Annotated in this window: 13 protein-coding genes; 6 read left to right on the top strand and 7 right to left on the bottom strand. The window is 63.9% G+C overall.

Going from position 1 to position 13528, the window contains the following annotated elements:
• Positions 1-14 precede the first annotated feature (14 nt).
• Positions 15-866: a PPK2 family polyphosphate kinase gene (locus I6N91_RS06490; RefSeq protein ID WP_198811714.1), complete on the top strand. Its 852-nt coding sequence runs from the start codon at positions 15-17 to the stop codon at positions 864-866.
• On the opposite strand, the gene I6N91_RS06495 is transcribed toward I6N91_RS06490, so the two are convergent.
• Together I6N91_RS06495 and xseA are read right to left on the bottom strand one after the other, a co-directional pair.
• Positions 863-1108, bottom strand: coding sequence for an exodeoxyribonuclease VII small subunit (locus I6N91_RS06495; protein ID WP_198811716.1), 246 nt, complete (start codon positions 1106-1108; stop codon positions 863-865). The genes I6N91_RS06490 and I6N91_RS06495 overlap by 4 nt on opposite strands.
• Positions 1105-2490: an exodeoxyribonuclease VII large subunit gene (gene xseA, locus I6N91_RS06500; RefSeq protein ID WP_198811718.1), complete on the bottom strand. Its 1386-nt coding sequence runs from the start codon at positions 2488-2490 to the stop codon at positions 1105-1107. Before xseA ends, I6N91_RS06495 begins: the two co-directional genes overlap by 4 nt.
• Positions 2491-2735: 245 nt before the next feature.
• Here xseA and I6N91_RS06505 point away from each other — a divergent pair, with 245 nt between their 5' ends.
• Complete coding sequence (locus I6N91_RS06505) at positions 2736-3581, top strand: hypothetical protein (RefSeq protein ID WP_198811720.1); 846 nt, start codon at positions 2736-2738, stop codon at positions 3579-3581.
• A 56-nt stretch (positions 3582-3637) separates the two neighbouring features.
• Positions 3638-4735 carry a 4-hydroxy-3-methylbut-2-enyl diphosphate reductase gene (locus I6N91_RS06510; protein WP_120164937.1) on the top strand — a complete coding sequence of 366 codons (1098 nt, stop codon included), beginning with the start codon at positions 3638-3640 and terminating at the stop codon, positions 4733-4735.
• A 55-nt stretch (positions 4736-4790) separates the two neighbouring features.
• On the opposite strand, the gene I6N91_RS06515 is transcribed toward I6N91_RS06510, so the two are convergent.
• Complete coding sequence (locus tag I6N91_RS06515) at positions 4791-5000, bottom strand: hypothetical protein (protein WP_198811722.1); 210 nt, start codon at positions 4998-5000, stop codon at positions 4791-4793.
• A gap of 113 nt (positions 5001-5113) precedes the next feature.
• On the bottom strand, positions 5114-6547 hold the full coding sequence (locus I6N91_RS06520; RefSeq protein ID WP_198811724.1) for a DNA recombination protein RmuC: 1434 nt from the start codon (positions 6545-6547) through the stop codon (positions 5114-5116).
• Between the two features lie 84 nt (positions 6548-6631).
• Between I6N91_RS06520 and ychF the strand changes: the two genes are divergently transcribed.
• A complete protein-coding gene (gene ychF / locus I6N91_RS06525) occupies positions 6632-7717 on the top strand; it encodes a redox-regulated ATPase YchF (protein WP_198811726.1) in 1086 nt (361 codons plus the stop codon).
• A gap of 130 nt (positions 7718-7847) precedes the next feature.
• Here the strand turns inward: ychF and I6N91_RS06530 are convergent, their stop codons facing one another.
• Positions 7848-8432 (bottom strand): DapH/DapD/GlmU-related protein, encoded by a 585-nt coding sequence (locus tag I6N91_RS06530; protein WP_198811728.1) that lies wholly within the window; start codon positions 8430-8432, stop codon positions 7848-7850.
• A gap of 1151 nt (positions 8433-9583) precedes the next feature.
• On the opposite strand from I6N91_RS06530, the gene I6N91_RS06535 reads away from it, so the two are divergent.
• Together I6N91_RS06535 and I6N91_RS06540 are read left to right on the top strand one after the other, a co-directional pair.
• Positions 9584-10519 (top strand): GAF domain-containing protein, encoded by a 936-nt coding sequence (locus I6N91_RS06535; protein ID WP_198811730.1) that lies wholly within the window; start codon positions 9584-9586, stop codon positions 10517-10519.
• Entirely contained in the window at positions 10503-10952 is a 450-nt protein-coding gene (locus I6N91_RS06540) for a Panacea domain-containing protein (RefSeq protein ID WP_198811732.1), read from the top strand. The genes I6N91_RS06535 and I6N91_RS06540 overlap by 17 nt, the downstream gene beginning before the upstream one ends.
• A 75-nt stretch (positions 10953-11027) precedes the next feature.
• Here the strand turns inward: I6N91_RS06540 and I6N91_RS06545 are convergent, their stop codons facing one another.
• Positions 11028-11897, bottom strand: coding sequence for a LuxR C-terminal-related transcriptional regulator (locus tag I6N91_RS06545; RefSeq protein WP_198811734.1), 870 nt, complete (start codon positions 11895-11897; stop codon positions 11028-11030).
• A gap of 582 nt (positions 11898-12479) precedes the next feature.
• Positions 12480-13469 (bottom strand): hypothetical protein, encoded by a 990-nt coding sequence (locus tag I6N91_RS06550; RefSeq protein WP_198811736.1) that lies wholly within the window; start codon positions 13467-13469, stop codon positions 12480-12482.
• Positions 13470-13528: the final 59 nt, after the last annotated feature.

The raw sequence follows: 13528 nt of genomic DNA on the forward strand, positions 1-13528 counted from the left end.
CGCAGGGAGACACCATGAGCAGCTCCGCCCTCGACACCGATCTCCGCCCGCTCTTGCTCGCCGGGCCGGGCTTCCGGCTCGCCGAGGTGGACGCGCGGTCCACGCCCGGGTTTCCCCACGGGAAGAAGGTCGGCAAGGCCGCATTGAAGAAGGGCGCCAAGGCCCTCTCCTGCGCGCAGGAGCAGCTGTTCGCCGAGAGCCGCCAGGGCGGCGGGCGGTCCGTGCTGCTGATCCTGCAGGCGATGGACACCGCAGGCAAGGGCGGGATCGTCCGCCATGTGATCGGGGCGGTCGACCCGCAGGGGGTGCACCACCACGCGTTCAAGGCGCCCACGGCGGCCGAGCGCCGCCATGACTTCCTGTGGCGGATCCGGAAACAGCTGCCGGCCCCTGGCATGATCGGTGTCTTCGACCGGTCCCACTACGAAGACGTGCTCGTCCACAAGGTGCGCGGGCTCTCGACCGCCGAGAAGGTCGAGGGCCGCTACGATGCCATCGCACAGTTCGAGGCAGAGCTGGCGGGAGCGGAGACCCGCGTCCTGAAGGTCATGCTCCACGTCTCCAAGAAGGAACAGAAGCGGCGCCTCGCGGAGCGCCTCGACCGCCCAGACAAGTACTGGAAGTACAACCCCGCCGACGTCGACGAACGAGCGCACTGGCGGGATTACCAGGAGGCCTATTCGACGGCCATCAGCCGGACCGCCACCGGTGCGGCGCCCTGGTACGTGGTCCCGGCGGACCGCAAATGGTACGCGCGGCTGGCCGTGCAGCACCTGCTCGCCAGCACGCTGGCCGACCTGCGGCTGGACTGGCCGGAGGCGCACTTCGACGTCGAGGCCGAAAGGAAGCGCCTGGCCGCGTCCTAGGAGGAGGGCCGGGTGCCGTTCTCGGCCCGGTCCCGGGCCGCAGCAAGGCGCTTCTTGGCCCCTTCGAGCCAGTCCTCGCAGCGGTCCGCCAGCGCCTCGCCGCGCTCCCACAGCGCGAGCGACTCCTCGAGGCTGACGCCGCCGGCCTCGAGCTTGGACACGACATTCACCAGTTCCTCCCGTGCCTGCTCATACGACAGGGAGGAGATGTCTCCGGGTGCGGTTTCGGCCGGCTGGGTCATGGGTTTTCCTTTCCTGGCGGCTCCGGGCTTTCCGGTGCCCCCGTCGTGCGGGTGGCGGATGGTTCCCCGGGGGAGCCCCCTGAGGTCGGATCGGGCAGGGTGCCGGTGGCCCGGGCGGACAGCCGCCCGACCGCCACCTTGATCGAAAGGTCGGTTCCGGCCGGTACCGCCGCCGCCTCCAGGACGACGCTCCCGTCCCCGCGCTGCACGACGGCGTAGCCGCGGTCGAGGGTGTTCTGCGGTGAGAGGGCGCGCACCTGGGCGCGCAGGTGCCGCACCCCGTCGGCGTGGCGGGTCACGGCGGAGTCCACCGAAAGGTGCGCGCGGTTGCGCAGCCGTTCGACGTCGGATTCGCGCACATCGATCATCCCCTCCGGCCGGGCCAGGGAGGGCCGGGACCGCAGCTGGTTGAGCCGGTCGGTTTCTCGAGCCAGGAGTTGCCCCAGGGATCGGGTGAGCGCCGCCCGGGCCTGGCCGATCCGGTTCAGCTCCTCGGCCACATCGGGGACCACCCGTTTGGCGGCGTCGGTGGGGGTGGAGGCGCGCAGGTCGGCTACCTCGTCCAGCAGCGGCCGGTCGGCCTCGTGCCCGATGGCGCTCACGATCGGGGTGTGCGCGGCGGCCACCGCGCGGACCATCTCTTCGCTGCTGAACGGCAGCAGGTCCTCGAGCGAGCCGCCGCCGCGGGCGATGATGATCACGTCGACGTCGGCGAGGGCGTCAAGCTCCGCGAGCGCCGCAGTCACCTGGGGGACGCAGCCGGGGCCCTGGACGGCAACCTCACGCACCTCGAAGTCCACGGCGGGCCAGCGCAGCGCGGCATTGCGCATCACGTCCTTCATGGCGTCGGAGCCGCGGCCGGTGATGAGGCCGATGCGGTGCGGGAGCAGGGGAAGCCGCCGCTTGCGCTGGGCCGAGAAGAGGCCCTCGGCGCTCAGCAGCCGCCGCAGGCGCTCGATGCGGGCCAGCAGGTCTCCGAGCCCGACCGGGCGGATGTCCCGGGCCTGCATGGACAGCCGTCCCGTTTTGACCCAGAAGTCGGCCTTTAGCTGGGCGACCACGCGGGTGCCCTGTTCAAGGGGCAGGGCGAGCCGGTCCAGGACACTGCTGAAGACCGTGACAGAGAGGGACACTTCGGTGTCGACGTCGCGGAGGGTGAGGAAGGACAGCCCGTTGCGGCGGTTGAACTCGATCACCTGGCCCTCGACCCAGGCGGCCGGGGCACGCTCGATGTGGGCCTTGAGCTTCTCGGACAGGACATGCAGGGGCCACGGGGTGGCCGCGGAGGTCTCGCCGGCCGTGGCCGGCAGGGTCGAGCGGGTTCCCGGTTCAACGGCCGCCGCGGTTGGGCTCCCGTTCGGCACGGTGCCTTCAGTGGTCATCGGCGCGCTGCTCCTCACCTTGCTGTCTGGGTGCCGACGCTGCGGCTGTGGCCCGTCCGCTTCGGCAGCGGGCTCGTCCTGTCCACGGACTTATGTCTACCAGCTTCCCACGACAGCGCCGAGCCGGGGCGCCGGATGGGGAGAGAAGGCCCGTCCCGGGCGGCCCGGGCGCAACCGATCGGTGCCTTCCGGCCCGGAAAGGGCATAACCTGATCCTCACGCACCCAACCGACCCCAAGGACCCTATGCGCACGCTGGCCTCTGCCTTCTTTGCCCTCGCCGCGCTGGCGCTCACCGGAGGGGCCCTGTCCGCGGCCTGGACAGAGAGCCGCCTCGTTGACCAGCAGGGTTTCGTGGACCTGGCCGGACCCCTTGCCAAGGACACCGAATTCCAGCAGGCCCTGACCGGGGCGCTCGCCGGGGAGGTGTCGAGGGGCGCCGGGCTGACGGGGCCCTTGGGAAACCTGGTGCGCCCGGCCCTCGAGAACGCGGCCTCCTCGGTGACCCGGATGGCGGGGTACCCGCGGGCCTGGGAGGAGACCCTGCGCATCTCCCACCGCCTGACCCTCTCTCGAGCGCCGTCGGACCCCAACGCGCAGACCCCGGCCGTGGTCTCCCTCGATCTGAAGCCCTTGGCCGGGCTGCTTTCCCAGCAGGTCGGGGCCGGACTGGGCATCAACGTGCCGGTACCCCAGAACACGACGGTTGAGGTCGGGCGGCTCGAGCGCGGTGGTGCGTTAAGCCTGGTGAACAGGATCGCCCAGCTCTGGCCCGCGCTGGCCTGGGGCGCCGGGACGTGCGCGGTACTCGCCCTGGCTCTCGCCCGGAAGCGCTCGACGACTCTCGCCCTCCTTGGCGCCGGCGGTGCGGGCCTGGGGGTCCTTGGCTGGCTGGGGGCCGGACTGATTCCGGACGCTGCGGCCGGAGCTGCCGGGTCCAGCGCCGTCGCCAGGATTTTCGTCCGGGGCTTCGCCGGCAGGGTTTCAGCCGATCTCGCCGAAGCCAGCCTGCCCGTCATCGCCGGCGGGGCGATGGTGCTGGCCGTGGGGGTGGCCCTGCGGTTCGCCTTTGGGCGGCGGAGTATGCGGTAGACCACACCTGCGCCCCCGGTGGGCCGGTTGTCTGAGGAAACCGCTAGCATTGAACCATGACCAGCACAGCAGTTCAGGTCCCCATGCCCATGGTGCCCCGTCGGCGCCGCTCTCCTGAGGACGTGCAGGCCGCCGCTCCCGTCGAGGGCAGGCGTCAGGTGCTGCTTGCGGCACCGCGCGGCTACTGCGCCGGAGTTGACCGTGCGGTCATCGCCGTTGAGAAGGCGCTCGAACACTACGGTCCGCCGGTCTATGTCCGCAAGCAGATCGTCCACAACCTCCACGTGGTCTCGACCCTTGAGGCGAAGGGCGCCATCTTCGTTGAGGAGACCGACGAGGTCCCCGAGGGCGCGCTGCTCGTCTTTTCCGCCCACGGAGTTTCACCTGCCGTGGTGCAGTCCGCCGAAGACCGGGGCCTGCGGACCATCGACGCCACGTGCCCGCTGGTCACCAAGGTCCACCGCGAGGCGCAGCGCTTCGCCCGCGACGACTTCGATATCCTCCTGATCGGCCACGAAGGGCACGAGGAGGTTGAGGGGACCGCCGGCGAGGCCCCGGAGCACATCCAGATCGTCAACGGCCCCGAGGACGTCGACAAGGTCCAGGTCCGGGATCCCGAGCGGCTGATCTGGCTCTCCCAGACCACCCTGAGCGTCGACGAGACCATGCACACGGTGAACCTGCTCAAGGAGCGGTTCCCGACCCTGCAGGATCCGCCCAGCGACGACATCTGCTACGCCACATCCAACCGGCAGGCGGCGATCAAGAAGATTGCCCCGACCTCGGATTTGGTGATCGTCGTGGGCTCCGCCAACTCCTCGAACTCCGTCCGGCTGGTCGAGGTCGCCCTCGAGTACGGGGCGAAGGCCGCGCACCGCGTGGACTTCGCCAACCAGGTCGATGAGTCCTGGTTCGAAGGCGTTCGAACGGTCGGCGTTTCCTCGGGCGCCTCGGTCCCCGAAAACCTGGTCCAGGACGTGCTGCGGCTGCTCGCCGAGTACGGCTACGGCGAGGTCGAGGAAGTCGTCACGGCGCAGGAGGACATCATCTTCTCGCTGCCGAAGGAGATCCGCTCAGCCCTGAAGGCAATGGGCGATTCCTCGCAGGGACGGGGCGGGCGCGGAGGCCGCCGCGAACCGGGGCCCTCGAACTAGCCGATCCGCCCGGCCGGCCGCCGGGCGCGCGTCGTAACGATGTCCCCGAGCGGCGTCACCGCCCGGGGCGCCGGCCCGAAAGCGGCGTGCACTGCCATGGCAGCGGCTTCATGCGCATGCCGCCCCGCACGGCCCTGTCGCGCCGGTGGGAGAGCCGGGCGCCGACCGCGACGCCGGCCAGTGCCCAGAAGGCGCCGGCGCCGACGCCGGCAAGCACGATCCAAAAGGGGACCCGGGTGCTGTCTTCAGCCTTGTCTTCGGTCATGGCCGGAATTGTCCCACACCCCTGAAGGTACGGAAAGGTTCCGGCGGGCGCCCGGTCCCCGGTCCGGGCGCAGCTGATTCCGCCCCCGGCGCCGCAGGGGCACCGCTCCGAAATTAGGCGCTGCGTTCCACGGGACCCTCGGGCGACTCGGCGGTTTCGGGGGCGGCGAGGTCGAGGAGGTCCTGGCCGTCACCGCTGGTACCCACCCTGCTGATTCCTATGCTGCCCTGGGCCCAGCCATGCCCGCCACGTCCACCGGACTCGACCTCGGAGTCTTCGGGGCCGTCGAGCAGTTCGGGGGCACCGAGCAGCCGCGGCGTGGCCTCGACGGCCTGGATGCCGGAGAAGGCGCTCTTTTCCGGGCCGGCCCCGGCGGGGACGGCGTCGAGGGAGGCGGCGTCGAAGGCGCCAATGCGCCGTGCCGTGGGCAGTACCCGGGTTTCGAGGGTGCCGACGAAGGAGTTGTACTTCTCGACAGACGCCTTAAGTGAGGATCCGAGCTTGGCCACGTGGCCGCCCATGGTGCCCAGCCGCTCGTAGAGCTGGCGGGACAGCTCGAAGAGCTCACGGGCATTGTCCGTCAGGACCTCCTGGCGCCAGCTGAAGGCTGCGCTCTTGAGGATGGCCAGGAGCGAGACGGGCGAAGCGAGGGCCACATTGCGGCTGAACGCGTAGTCGAGGAGCCCCGGGTCGGCCCGCAGAGCGGAGGACAGGATCGACTCCACCGGAATGAAGCAGATCACCAGTTCTGGGGAGTTGTTCGTGCCCTCCCAGTACTTCTTCTTGGCGAGGGTGTCGATATGGGCGCGCAGGGCCTTGGCATGCTGCTGGAGCAGGGCGGTGCGTTCGGCCTCCCGGCCTGCCCCCTCCGCTCCGTCCTCGTCGAGCTCCTGGGCCTGGAGGAACGCGCTCAGCGGCACCTTCGCGTCGATGACCAGCTGCTTGTTGCCGGGAAGCTGTACCACCATGTCTGGCCTCGACGTCGACCCGGCGCCACCGGAGGAGGCGGCTTCGGCAACCTCGGCACGGGCCAGGGTCGCCTGCTCGACGAAATCGACGCGGGCCAGCATGCCCGCGGCCTCGACCACCCGGCGCAGCTGCACTTCGCCCCACTGGCCGCGGGCGCTGTTGCTGCGCAGCGCCGCCGCGAGGGAATGGGTCGTCGAGAGCAGCCGGGCGTCAGCGTCGCGCGCCTCCTGCAGCTGCTGGGCCAGCTGACCATACTGCTCGACTCGGTCCCGCTCCAGCAGGCCGACCTGGCGCTGGACCTGGGTCAGCTTCTCCGCCACGGGCGCCAGCGCCCGCAGCACGTTGGTCTCGTCGGCCGACCGCGCCGAGAGGGCACGGTTCTGGGAGGCCAGCAGGTCCTTCTCCGCCGAGGCCGCCGCCAGCGCCGCCGTCGCACTGCCCAGCCGGTTCACGGCGTCGTCGAGTTCCTCCCGGAGCTGGTCCGCCTGCCCACGTCCGCGCGCGGCAAGAAGGAACGCGCCCGCGATGCAGCCGAGAACAAAAGCGAGGATTACGAGCACAAGCGTGAAACCGTCCATGAAATCACTGTGGCAGGATGCGCCGACATTTTCGGGAAGGCACCCCGGCGGCGCGGTGCGTGCGGGCCGGTAGACTGTACTCCCGTGGCTCTTACTATTGGCATCGTCGGACTGCCCAACGTCGGCAAATCAACCCTTTTCAACGCGCTGACCCGCAACAACGTGCTGGCGGCGAACTACCCGTTTGCAACGATCGAGCCGAACGTCGGAGTGGTCAACCTGCCCGACCCGCGCCTGGCGCAGCTCGCCGAGGTCTTCGGCTCCAAGCAGATCCTCCCGGCGACCGTCTCCTTCGTCGACATCGCCGGCATCGTCAAGGGCGCCTCCGAGGGGGAGGGGCTGGGCAACCAGTTCCTGGCAAACATCCGCGAGGCCGAGGCCATCGCCCAGGTTATCCGGGTCTTCGATGACCCCGACGTCGTCCACGTCGACGGCAAGGTCGATCCCCGCTCCGACATGGAGACCATCAACACCGAGCTGATCCTGGCCGACCTCCAGACCCTCGAGAAGGCGATCCCGCGCGTCGAGAAGGAAGTCAAGATCAAGAAGCGTGAGGCAGCGCAGCTGGTCGCCATGCAGGCCGCCCAGGCGGTGCTCGAGCGCGGCGACACCATCTTCGCTTCCATCAAGAGCGACAAGCTTGAGATGGAGCACCTGCGCGAGTTGAGCCTGCTCACGGCCAAGCCCTTCATCTACGTCTTCAACGTCGACGACGCCGTCCTCGGCAGCCCGGAGCGCCAGGAGGAGCTGCGTGCCCTCGTCGCTCCCGCGGACTCGATCTTCCTTGACGCCAAGCTCGAGGCGGACCTGGTGGAACTCGACGAGGCCGAGGCCCGCGAGATGCTTGAGATGAACGGGCAGGACGAGTCGGGACTGGACCAGCTGGCGCGTGTCGGCTTCCACACCCTGGGCCTGCAGACCTACCTCACCGCCGGCCCGAAGGAGACCCGCGCCTGGACCATCAAGAAGGGCGCCACCGCGCCTGAAGCCGCAGGCGTGATCCACTCCGATTTCCAGCGCGGATTCATCAAGGCCGAGGTGGTCCACTTCGAGGACCTCATGGCCGCCCGGTCGATGGCCGAGGCGAAGGCCAAGGGCAAGGTGCGCATCGAAGGTAAGGAATACGTCATGGCCGACGGCGACGTGGTCGAGTTTCGCTTCAATGTCTAAGGTTTCATTCCTCAAGTGATACAACGCAGCTCGGTCGACACGTCGACTGAGCTGCGTTGTTTTGTGCCCCCACGGCGATTCCTTGTCGGTATGGATGAATTTTCAGAACAATTACTTCCCGGCCGGGTGATTACGCTTCAGGAACCGTGCCCACCTGCTTGGCTGGCACACCGACGACCACTGCGCCTGCGGAAACGTCCTTCGTGACCACTGCGCCGGCGCCCACTATGGCCCCATCACCGATCGTCACCCCTGGTAACACCGTCACGTTGGCCCCGAACCACACGCCTTTGCCGATCACAACGCGGGCCGGGTGCATGTCGGCCCGTCGGCTCGGCATCAGATCGTGGTTCAAGGTCGTGATAACCGCGTTGTGGCCAATGAGGGATCCATCACCGATGTCGATGCCGCCCTGGTCCTGAAACCGGCAGCCGCTGTTGACGAACACCTCCGCGCCGAAGCGGATGTTCTTGCCGAAGTCAGCGCTGAATGGCGGGAAGAGTTGGAAGGACTCGGGGACCTCCCGCCCGGTCAGCTCGCTCATGAGGGCCCTTACGTCTTCGGGGGAGTGGTATCGCCCGTTGAGCTCGGCGGTGATGCGCAGCGACTCTTGGCTCGCGGCATGCATAGCCTCATGGTGGGGTGAACCTCCGGGGATGGTCTCCCCGGCGTTCAGTAGGGTCAGGAGTTCGTCGAGACCTTGGATGTCGGCCATGCGCCCACGATATCGCGCCCTTGGCCGCAGGGAGCACTCATCCAAATGACTTCAACAGAAGCTCCTGGATTGCTCGACCTCTGACAACCTGTTGTCACGCGGCTGTTGCTAGTCGGGTTTCGGTGCCGCCCGGCCGCCAGACCTTACGGCAGCACCTGTGCGCCGGCACCATTGGCGTCCATGAGTGTGTGAGGCTATTCGGCTACGCAACGGGGTGGAGTTCCGCTTCAACGTCTAGGTGGCAGGTAGAACTCCTAGTCAGAGGCTTCTTTGACTAGGCCGGTCCGCGTATAGTCCGCAGAAGTGGAAAGAGCTTCGTCCATCATGGTCCCGGCTGCGGACCTCTGGTTCATCGAAGACCCACACGACTACCGCGCAGCCCTTTGCGGAGCCCGAGTCAAAGTCATCCTCCCAATCCCATTCACCAACACCGACCCAGACGGATGCGGGCAATGCCAACGCATCCTCGTGATCGGGCCACCACTCGCGACAGGAGAAGCTGATATTTGGTTATCACCCACCCAATCCGAGCGCAATAGACGATCACGGTACTTTCGGAAGAGTAGAGCGGCGGTGATGCTCAACAATCTCGTTTCGACTGATCAAAACATTCAACTGAGCGCCTCCTATGGTGTACACCGGTCACACAGCGCATACCTGTGAGCTTTTTAAGAAGGCCGCCACGGTTTCCCCATACGATGGCGGCCTTCCCTTGTAGATGGACTTTTCTTATCCCAGCAATACGCCGGTTCATGTAGCACACCACCTCTTCCGCGACGGTTGAGGCAGGGCAGGGAGTTGTCCTTGACGGAAAGATCCTCGAAGTCATCCTTCTGGTGATCTTTCAAGCAGTAATTCATCACAGGTCCAGTTTTGACCGTGATTTCGAATTACTCACTTCTCATCCCTCTCAAGTCGTGCATAGCAAGCCCTGCAACAGCTCAGTAGAGCCGTCCCCTCGTGGTGAACCGGTTGCAGCAGTGTCGCGTACAACGAAAATCCTGTATGGGGAAGTCTTTACAGGTTTATAACCGTGTCTGAAGAGATCACACGGCATCGGTCGGGGACAATGGCTGGATGCATATCGCGCTTAGGGCCATAACAGTTGGCGCCGGTCGTCCAGCGACTGGACGAGGCGTACAGGTGTCCGCTTGATCCAGTGGCTCTATAAATTTGAGGCCCTTCGACGGTTCTTCTCGAGCTTTTGGGCAACCTTCGCTTCCTCGGCCTTGATTTTTGGAGGAGGCGTAGTGGTCGCTATAGCATTGCGCAACCTAGACAACGTCCATTGGCGAGGTGTCTGTTTAGGGGCAGTGCTGCTCGGCTCGGGGTGGTTCCTTACGCATGCCGCAAAGAAGTTTGAAGTGGAAGCGAAAGAATCGTCACTAAGAGACATCGACACAGCGCGTCGCAAGGCCGTGGCGTCGTTCAACGGAAGAATCGCGCAGGTCTACACGCTTCTCCTCAAAGTTGTAGATCCCGCAAGTAGACAAGACAACTTGGAAGCATATATTCAAGCTGTTATGGGAATTTCGGTCTCCTTGTTTGACGTTGATGGTGTGAGAGCCTGTCTATACAGCGTAGATGGAACTGTCACCTATGCGGATACTGACCAGCCAACGATTCTTGTGCATAGGCCACCCCACTGCGGCCGTGCTGATGCTCCCAGGGCTGCCTTCAAGAAGGACACGCCACACGGCGACTTATTGTTCGATGTGCTTGCAACGAGGAAGCCGCTTCACATCCCAGATACGGGCGAAACATCGAAGCCTATTGATTCCGACGACAAGAAGTACAGCTCCTTCGTAGCAGTCCCGGTGTATTCGGGTTCGGTGGAGCTTGGACTCCTCATGCTTGATGCGGCCGACCCAAATTCCCTCAAAGATGAGCATGTGGTGACAGCACAGACACTCGCTTCGCTCCTAGCCATTGGGCTGAATTTGTCGGCTCCTGGCGGTAGGGTAGTGCCAACTAGGCGACAAGGAGACATGGCGGCATGGTCGATCCGGCGACTGCCGGATGGTAAGAACGGCGGCGCAATCCATTTCGAGGGCGAAGCGGGGGGTAGTGATGGCAAACGTACATGATGTTGCTGCTTATATCGTTTCGCGCCTCGGCAACATGTCGACCATGAAGCTTCAGAAACTTTGCTACTACAGTCAAGGTTGGCACCTCGCATGGGAGGGCGGTCCTCTATTCAGTTCCAAGATTGAGGCGTGGAGGCTGGGGCCAGTAGTTCGTGACCTGTACTCGTTCCACCGGCGCAGGATTTCAGTACAGGATTGGCCCCCTGGAGACCCTGAGGGGCTGACGGAGATTGAGAAGTCGGTCGTGGACGATGTTCTTGACGCCTATAAGAACATGAGTGGGATCCAGCTGAGTGAACTGACGCACCAAGAGCAACCTTGGTTGCGCGCCCGGGGAGCTGTCGGGCCGGGTGCCAACAGCACTGCCGAGGTTAGTCTCGCCGATATGCTCAGTTACTTTACAGCTCTAGGTGAGCAGTCAAGGCCGTTCTAAATCGCCAGTTAGGCTCCAACCGATTCGGTTCGGCGCAGCATTCCGATGGCATGGGTCAGGGCGAGTCATCAGATCTCACTGGTCCTCTGGGCCGAGAAATCCAAGAATGCTCAATTCTTCGCGGCTGGTGGTGCCAGTTTTTGCGAAGATTTGGTAAAGCATTCCCTCAACCGTCCTAGCGCTCACATTCAACTTGTTGGCCACTTCGCGATTGCTCGCTCCTTCTATCACGAGAGTTGCTACATCCCTTTCTCTGGCTGTTAAGCGGCGAATCTGGGAGTTGGAAGATTCTTCTACTTGCGTCATCGGGCGATTCGAACGCCGGGTCGGCCTGGCGCTGGGAGCGGTTTGATGCTCAGCGACGGAGACTTGATGCTTCCGGATCGCAACGACGTTCTCTAAAATCGCCGAGAACATCTCAGAGGTTGACGGAGCGATTTCTTTATTCGCGCTGGTTTCATGCAGGGTCGCGAGGGCTTGGTCTCTAAGTCTCGGCCACAATATGTCAAAAATCTCTCGCAGATCACTTCCATCGAGGCTGGACTCCAGTTCGCCGTTCAGCGTCAGGATCAGCTTCCACATGTCCTCGTCTGTGAACAAGATTGTGTTGAATACCCCCAAGGGTCCGTTTGAGAGCGCATTCCGATCCTCGAACCCAATCAGCAACGGGACAACTCGTCGGTCCGACTCGCCGATGGCCATAGATAGCGCACCGGCTTCAAAGTTCAGCCACTCTGCCCCCCGGTTTCCTGGCGTTACACAGATGATTCCAAAGTCTGAAGCCCTCAGCGCATCACCGATTCCTTCCGACCATCGAGAACCCGGGAGGATGTCGACATCACTCATCCAAGGCTCGGCGGCCTGGATCACTCTTTTCAGCCAGGGTTTCAGCAGCAAGGCGACCTGCTTACTCTCGCGACCCGACCAGCTTATGAAAACTTTCATTCTCTCGCTCTCGTTTGGGCTCCTGAACACGCTATCGGCGTGCGCATCCGTGCATCACCGGCACCGCAGCCTGATGCCAAGCAGTAGGACTGGCACGGCTTCGTGGTTGCGCATCGTCAAGCAGGCCAGGGCTAAGGCCCTCGAGCAAGGCCGCACACGTTGCCCGTATGCCGTGTCCCAATAAACTGGGAGTACCCAGGCAGACCAAACAGCGCCGAACTAGACCACATCATCCCCCACTCCAAGGCGGATCAGACACCCTCGACAACACGAGAGTCATCTGCCGATACGACGACCAACGCCTCGGCGGGCAACTCAACCGGCGCACACCACGACCGATCGTCGAAAGCGTGGACCTAGCGTTGTTGAGCTTCAAGACGCTCTACGCGCTCCGTTAAGTCAGCGACTGCACGCTTCAGGCGCTTGATGTCACGTTCAGCGTCCGCGGCTCGCTGAGTAGGTCCATTGGACGAGTACATGCCGCTCTCCGGGTCAAATTCCATAGCAGTCATCCTGCCACAACGGCCCAATGTGATGGTCGTACAGCGAGGCGCGTTCAGAGCTTGCGCTATGCGCGGGAGCTTAGAAATCGGTATTGCGTGGTAGCCACGAACCGTTACTCGGGTTTTCGATTGCACCGGTGTCCAAGTTAAACGTCCAGCTGTGATGTGAAGACGGCACCCCTTTCAAGGGACCTCTGACTTTCGCATGGGCAGCGTTCAAGTTGATATGGATGTGAAGGTGGGTGTAACCGTCCTCTTTCAGTTCTGTCATCAGTGTCGGGCGCCCCTTTTGCGTGAAATCCTTCAGATCAATGTTCCATTGTGGTTGGAAGGCGGTAATCAGGGCTGCCTCCGCCGCATCAACAGTCCTCTTCGACAGCGGCTCATTCACGATCCCGGCAAACCGTTCAGTTGCCAACTTGAGTACAGCGTCCACGCCTTCATCACCCTGGTTCATTTTGATGTTCGCGCCGACGGAAGTCAGGCGCTGGTCTATGGTGATGAACGCTACTGCGCTGCTCTGCGAGTAGTCTTGGGTATCACTCAGTATCTTCTCGACCGTCTCGTGACCCCCGGTCAGACGCTTTATCGCGGTGCTGGAATTTTTCCTTCCGTATGACTGTCCGATGTAGACGACCTTGAAAGTGAAAAGCTCGTCCACGGTGGCGTCTACCCCGTCCGAACGCTCACCCTTGATAGCCTCTCTCACGACCTGGGCGACCGTAATCTTCCGCACTTCGCCGTTACCTGACTCAGGAACAAGAGTCAGCACTCTTTCTGCGTCATCAAACGACAGCGTGAGTCTCGGGAACGCGGTCTTGGGCACCTCAATTGAGTAGGGCTTAGGCCCCTCCGGGGTCCCATAGGTGATGTCCAACGTCCACCCGGATGAATCGGGCATGGCATTGACAGCGGTTGGAGTCAATTTGGGGCCGATAACAACCAAGTAGAGGTGGTGCTGAGCAGCGTTAGCCAGTTTCTCCAAGTCCTGCTCATAGCGTTCAGGCGCAGACCACGTCAGGCTGGAATTGTTCTCTATGCCTAAGATGAATGCGTCACTATCTGCCATCTAGGATCTCCTGCTGAAGGTGTGGGCTCAGATAATTGGCTAGCCGATTACGTCGATTT

The sequence above is a fragment of the Arthrobacter sp. MSA 4-2 genome (genome assembly GCF_016405885.1).
In the GTDB taxonomy this organism is placed as follows: domain Bacteria; phylum Actinomycetota; class Actinomycetes; order Actinomycetales; family Micrococcaceae; genus Arthrobacter_D.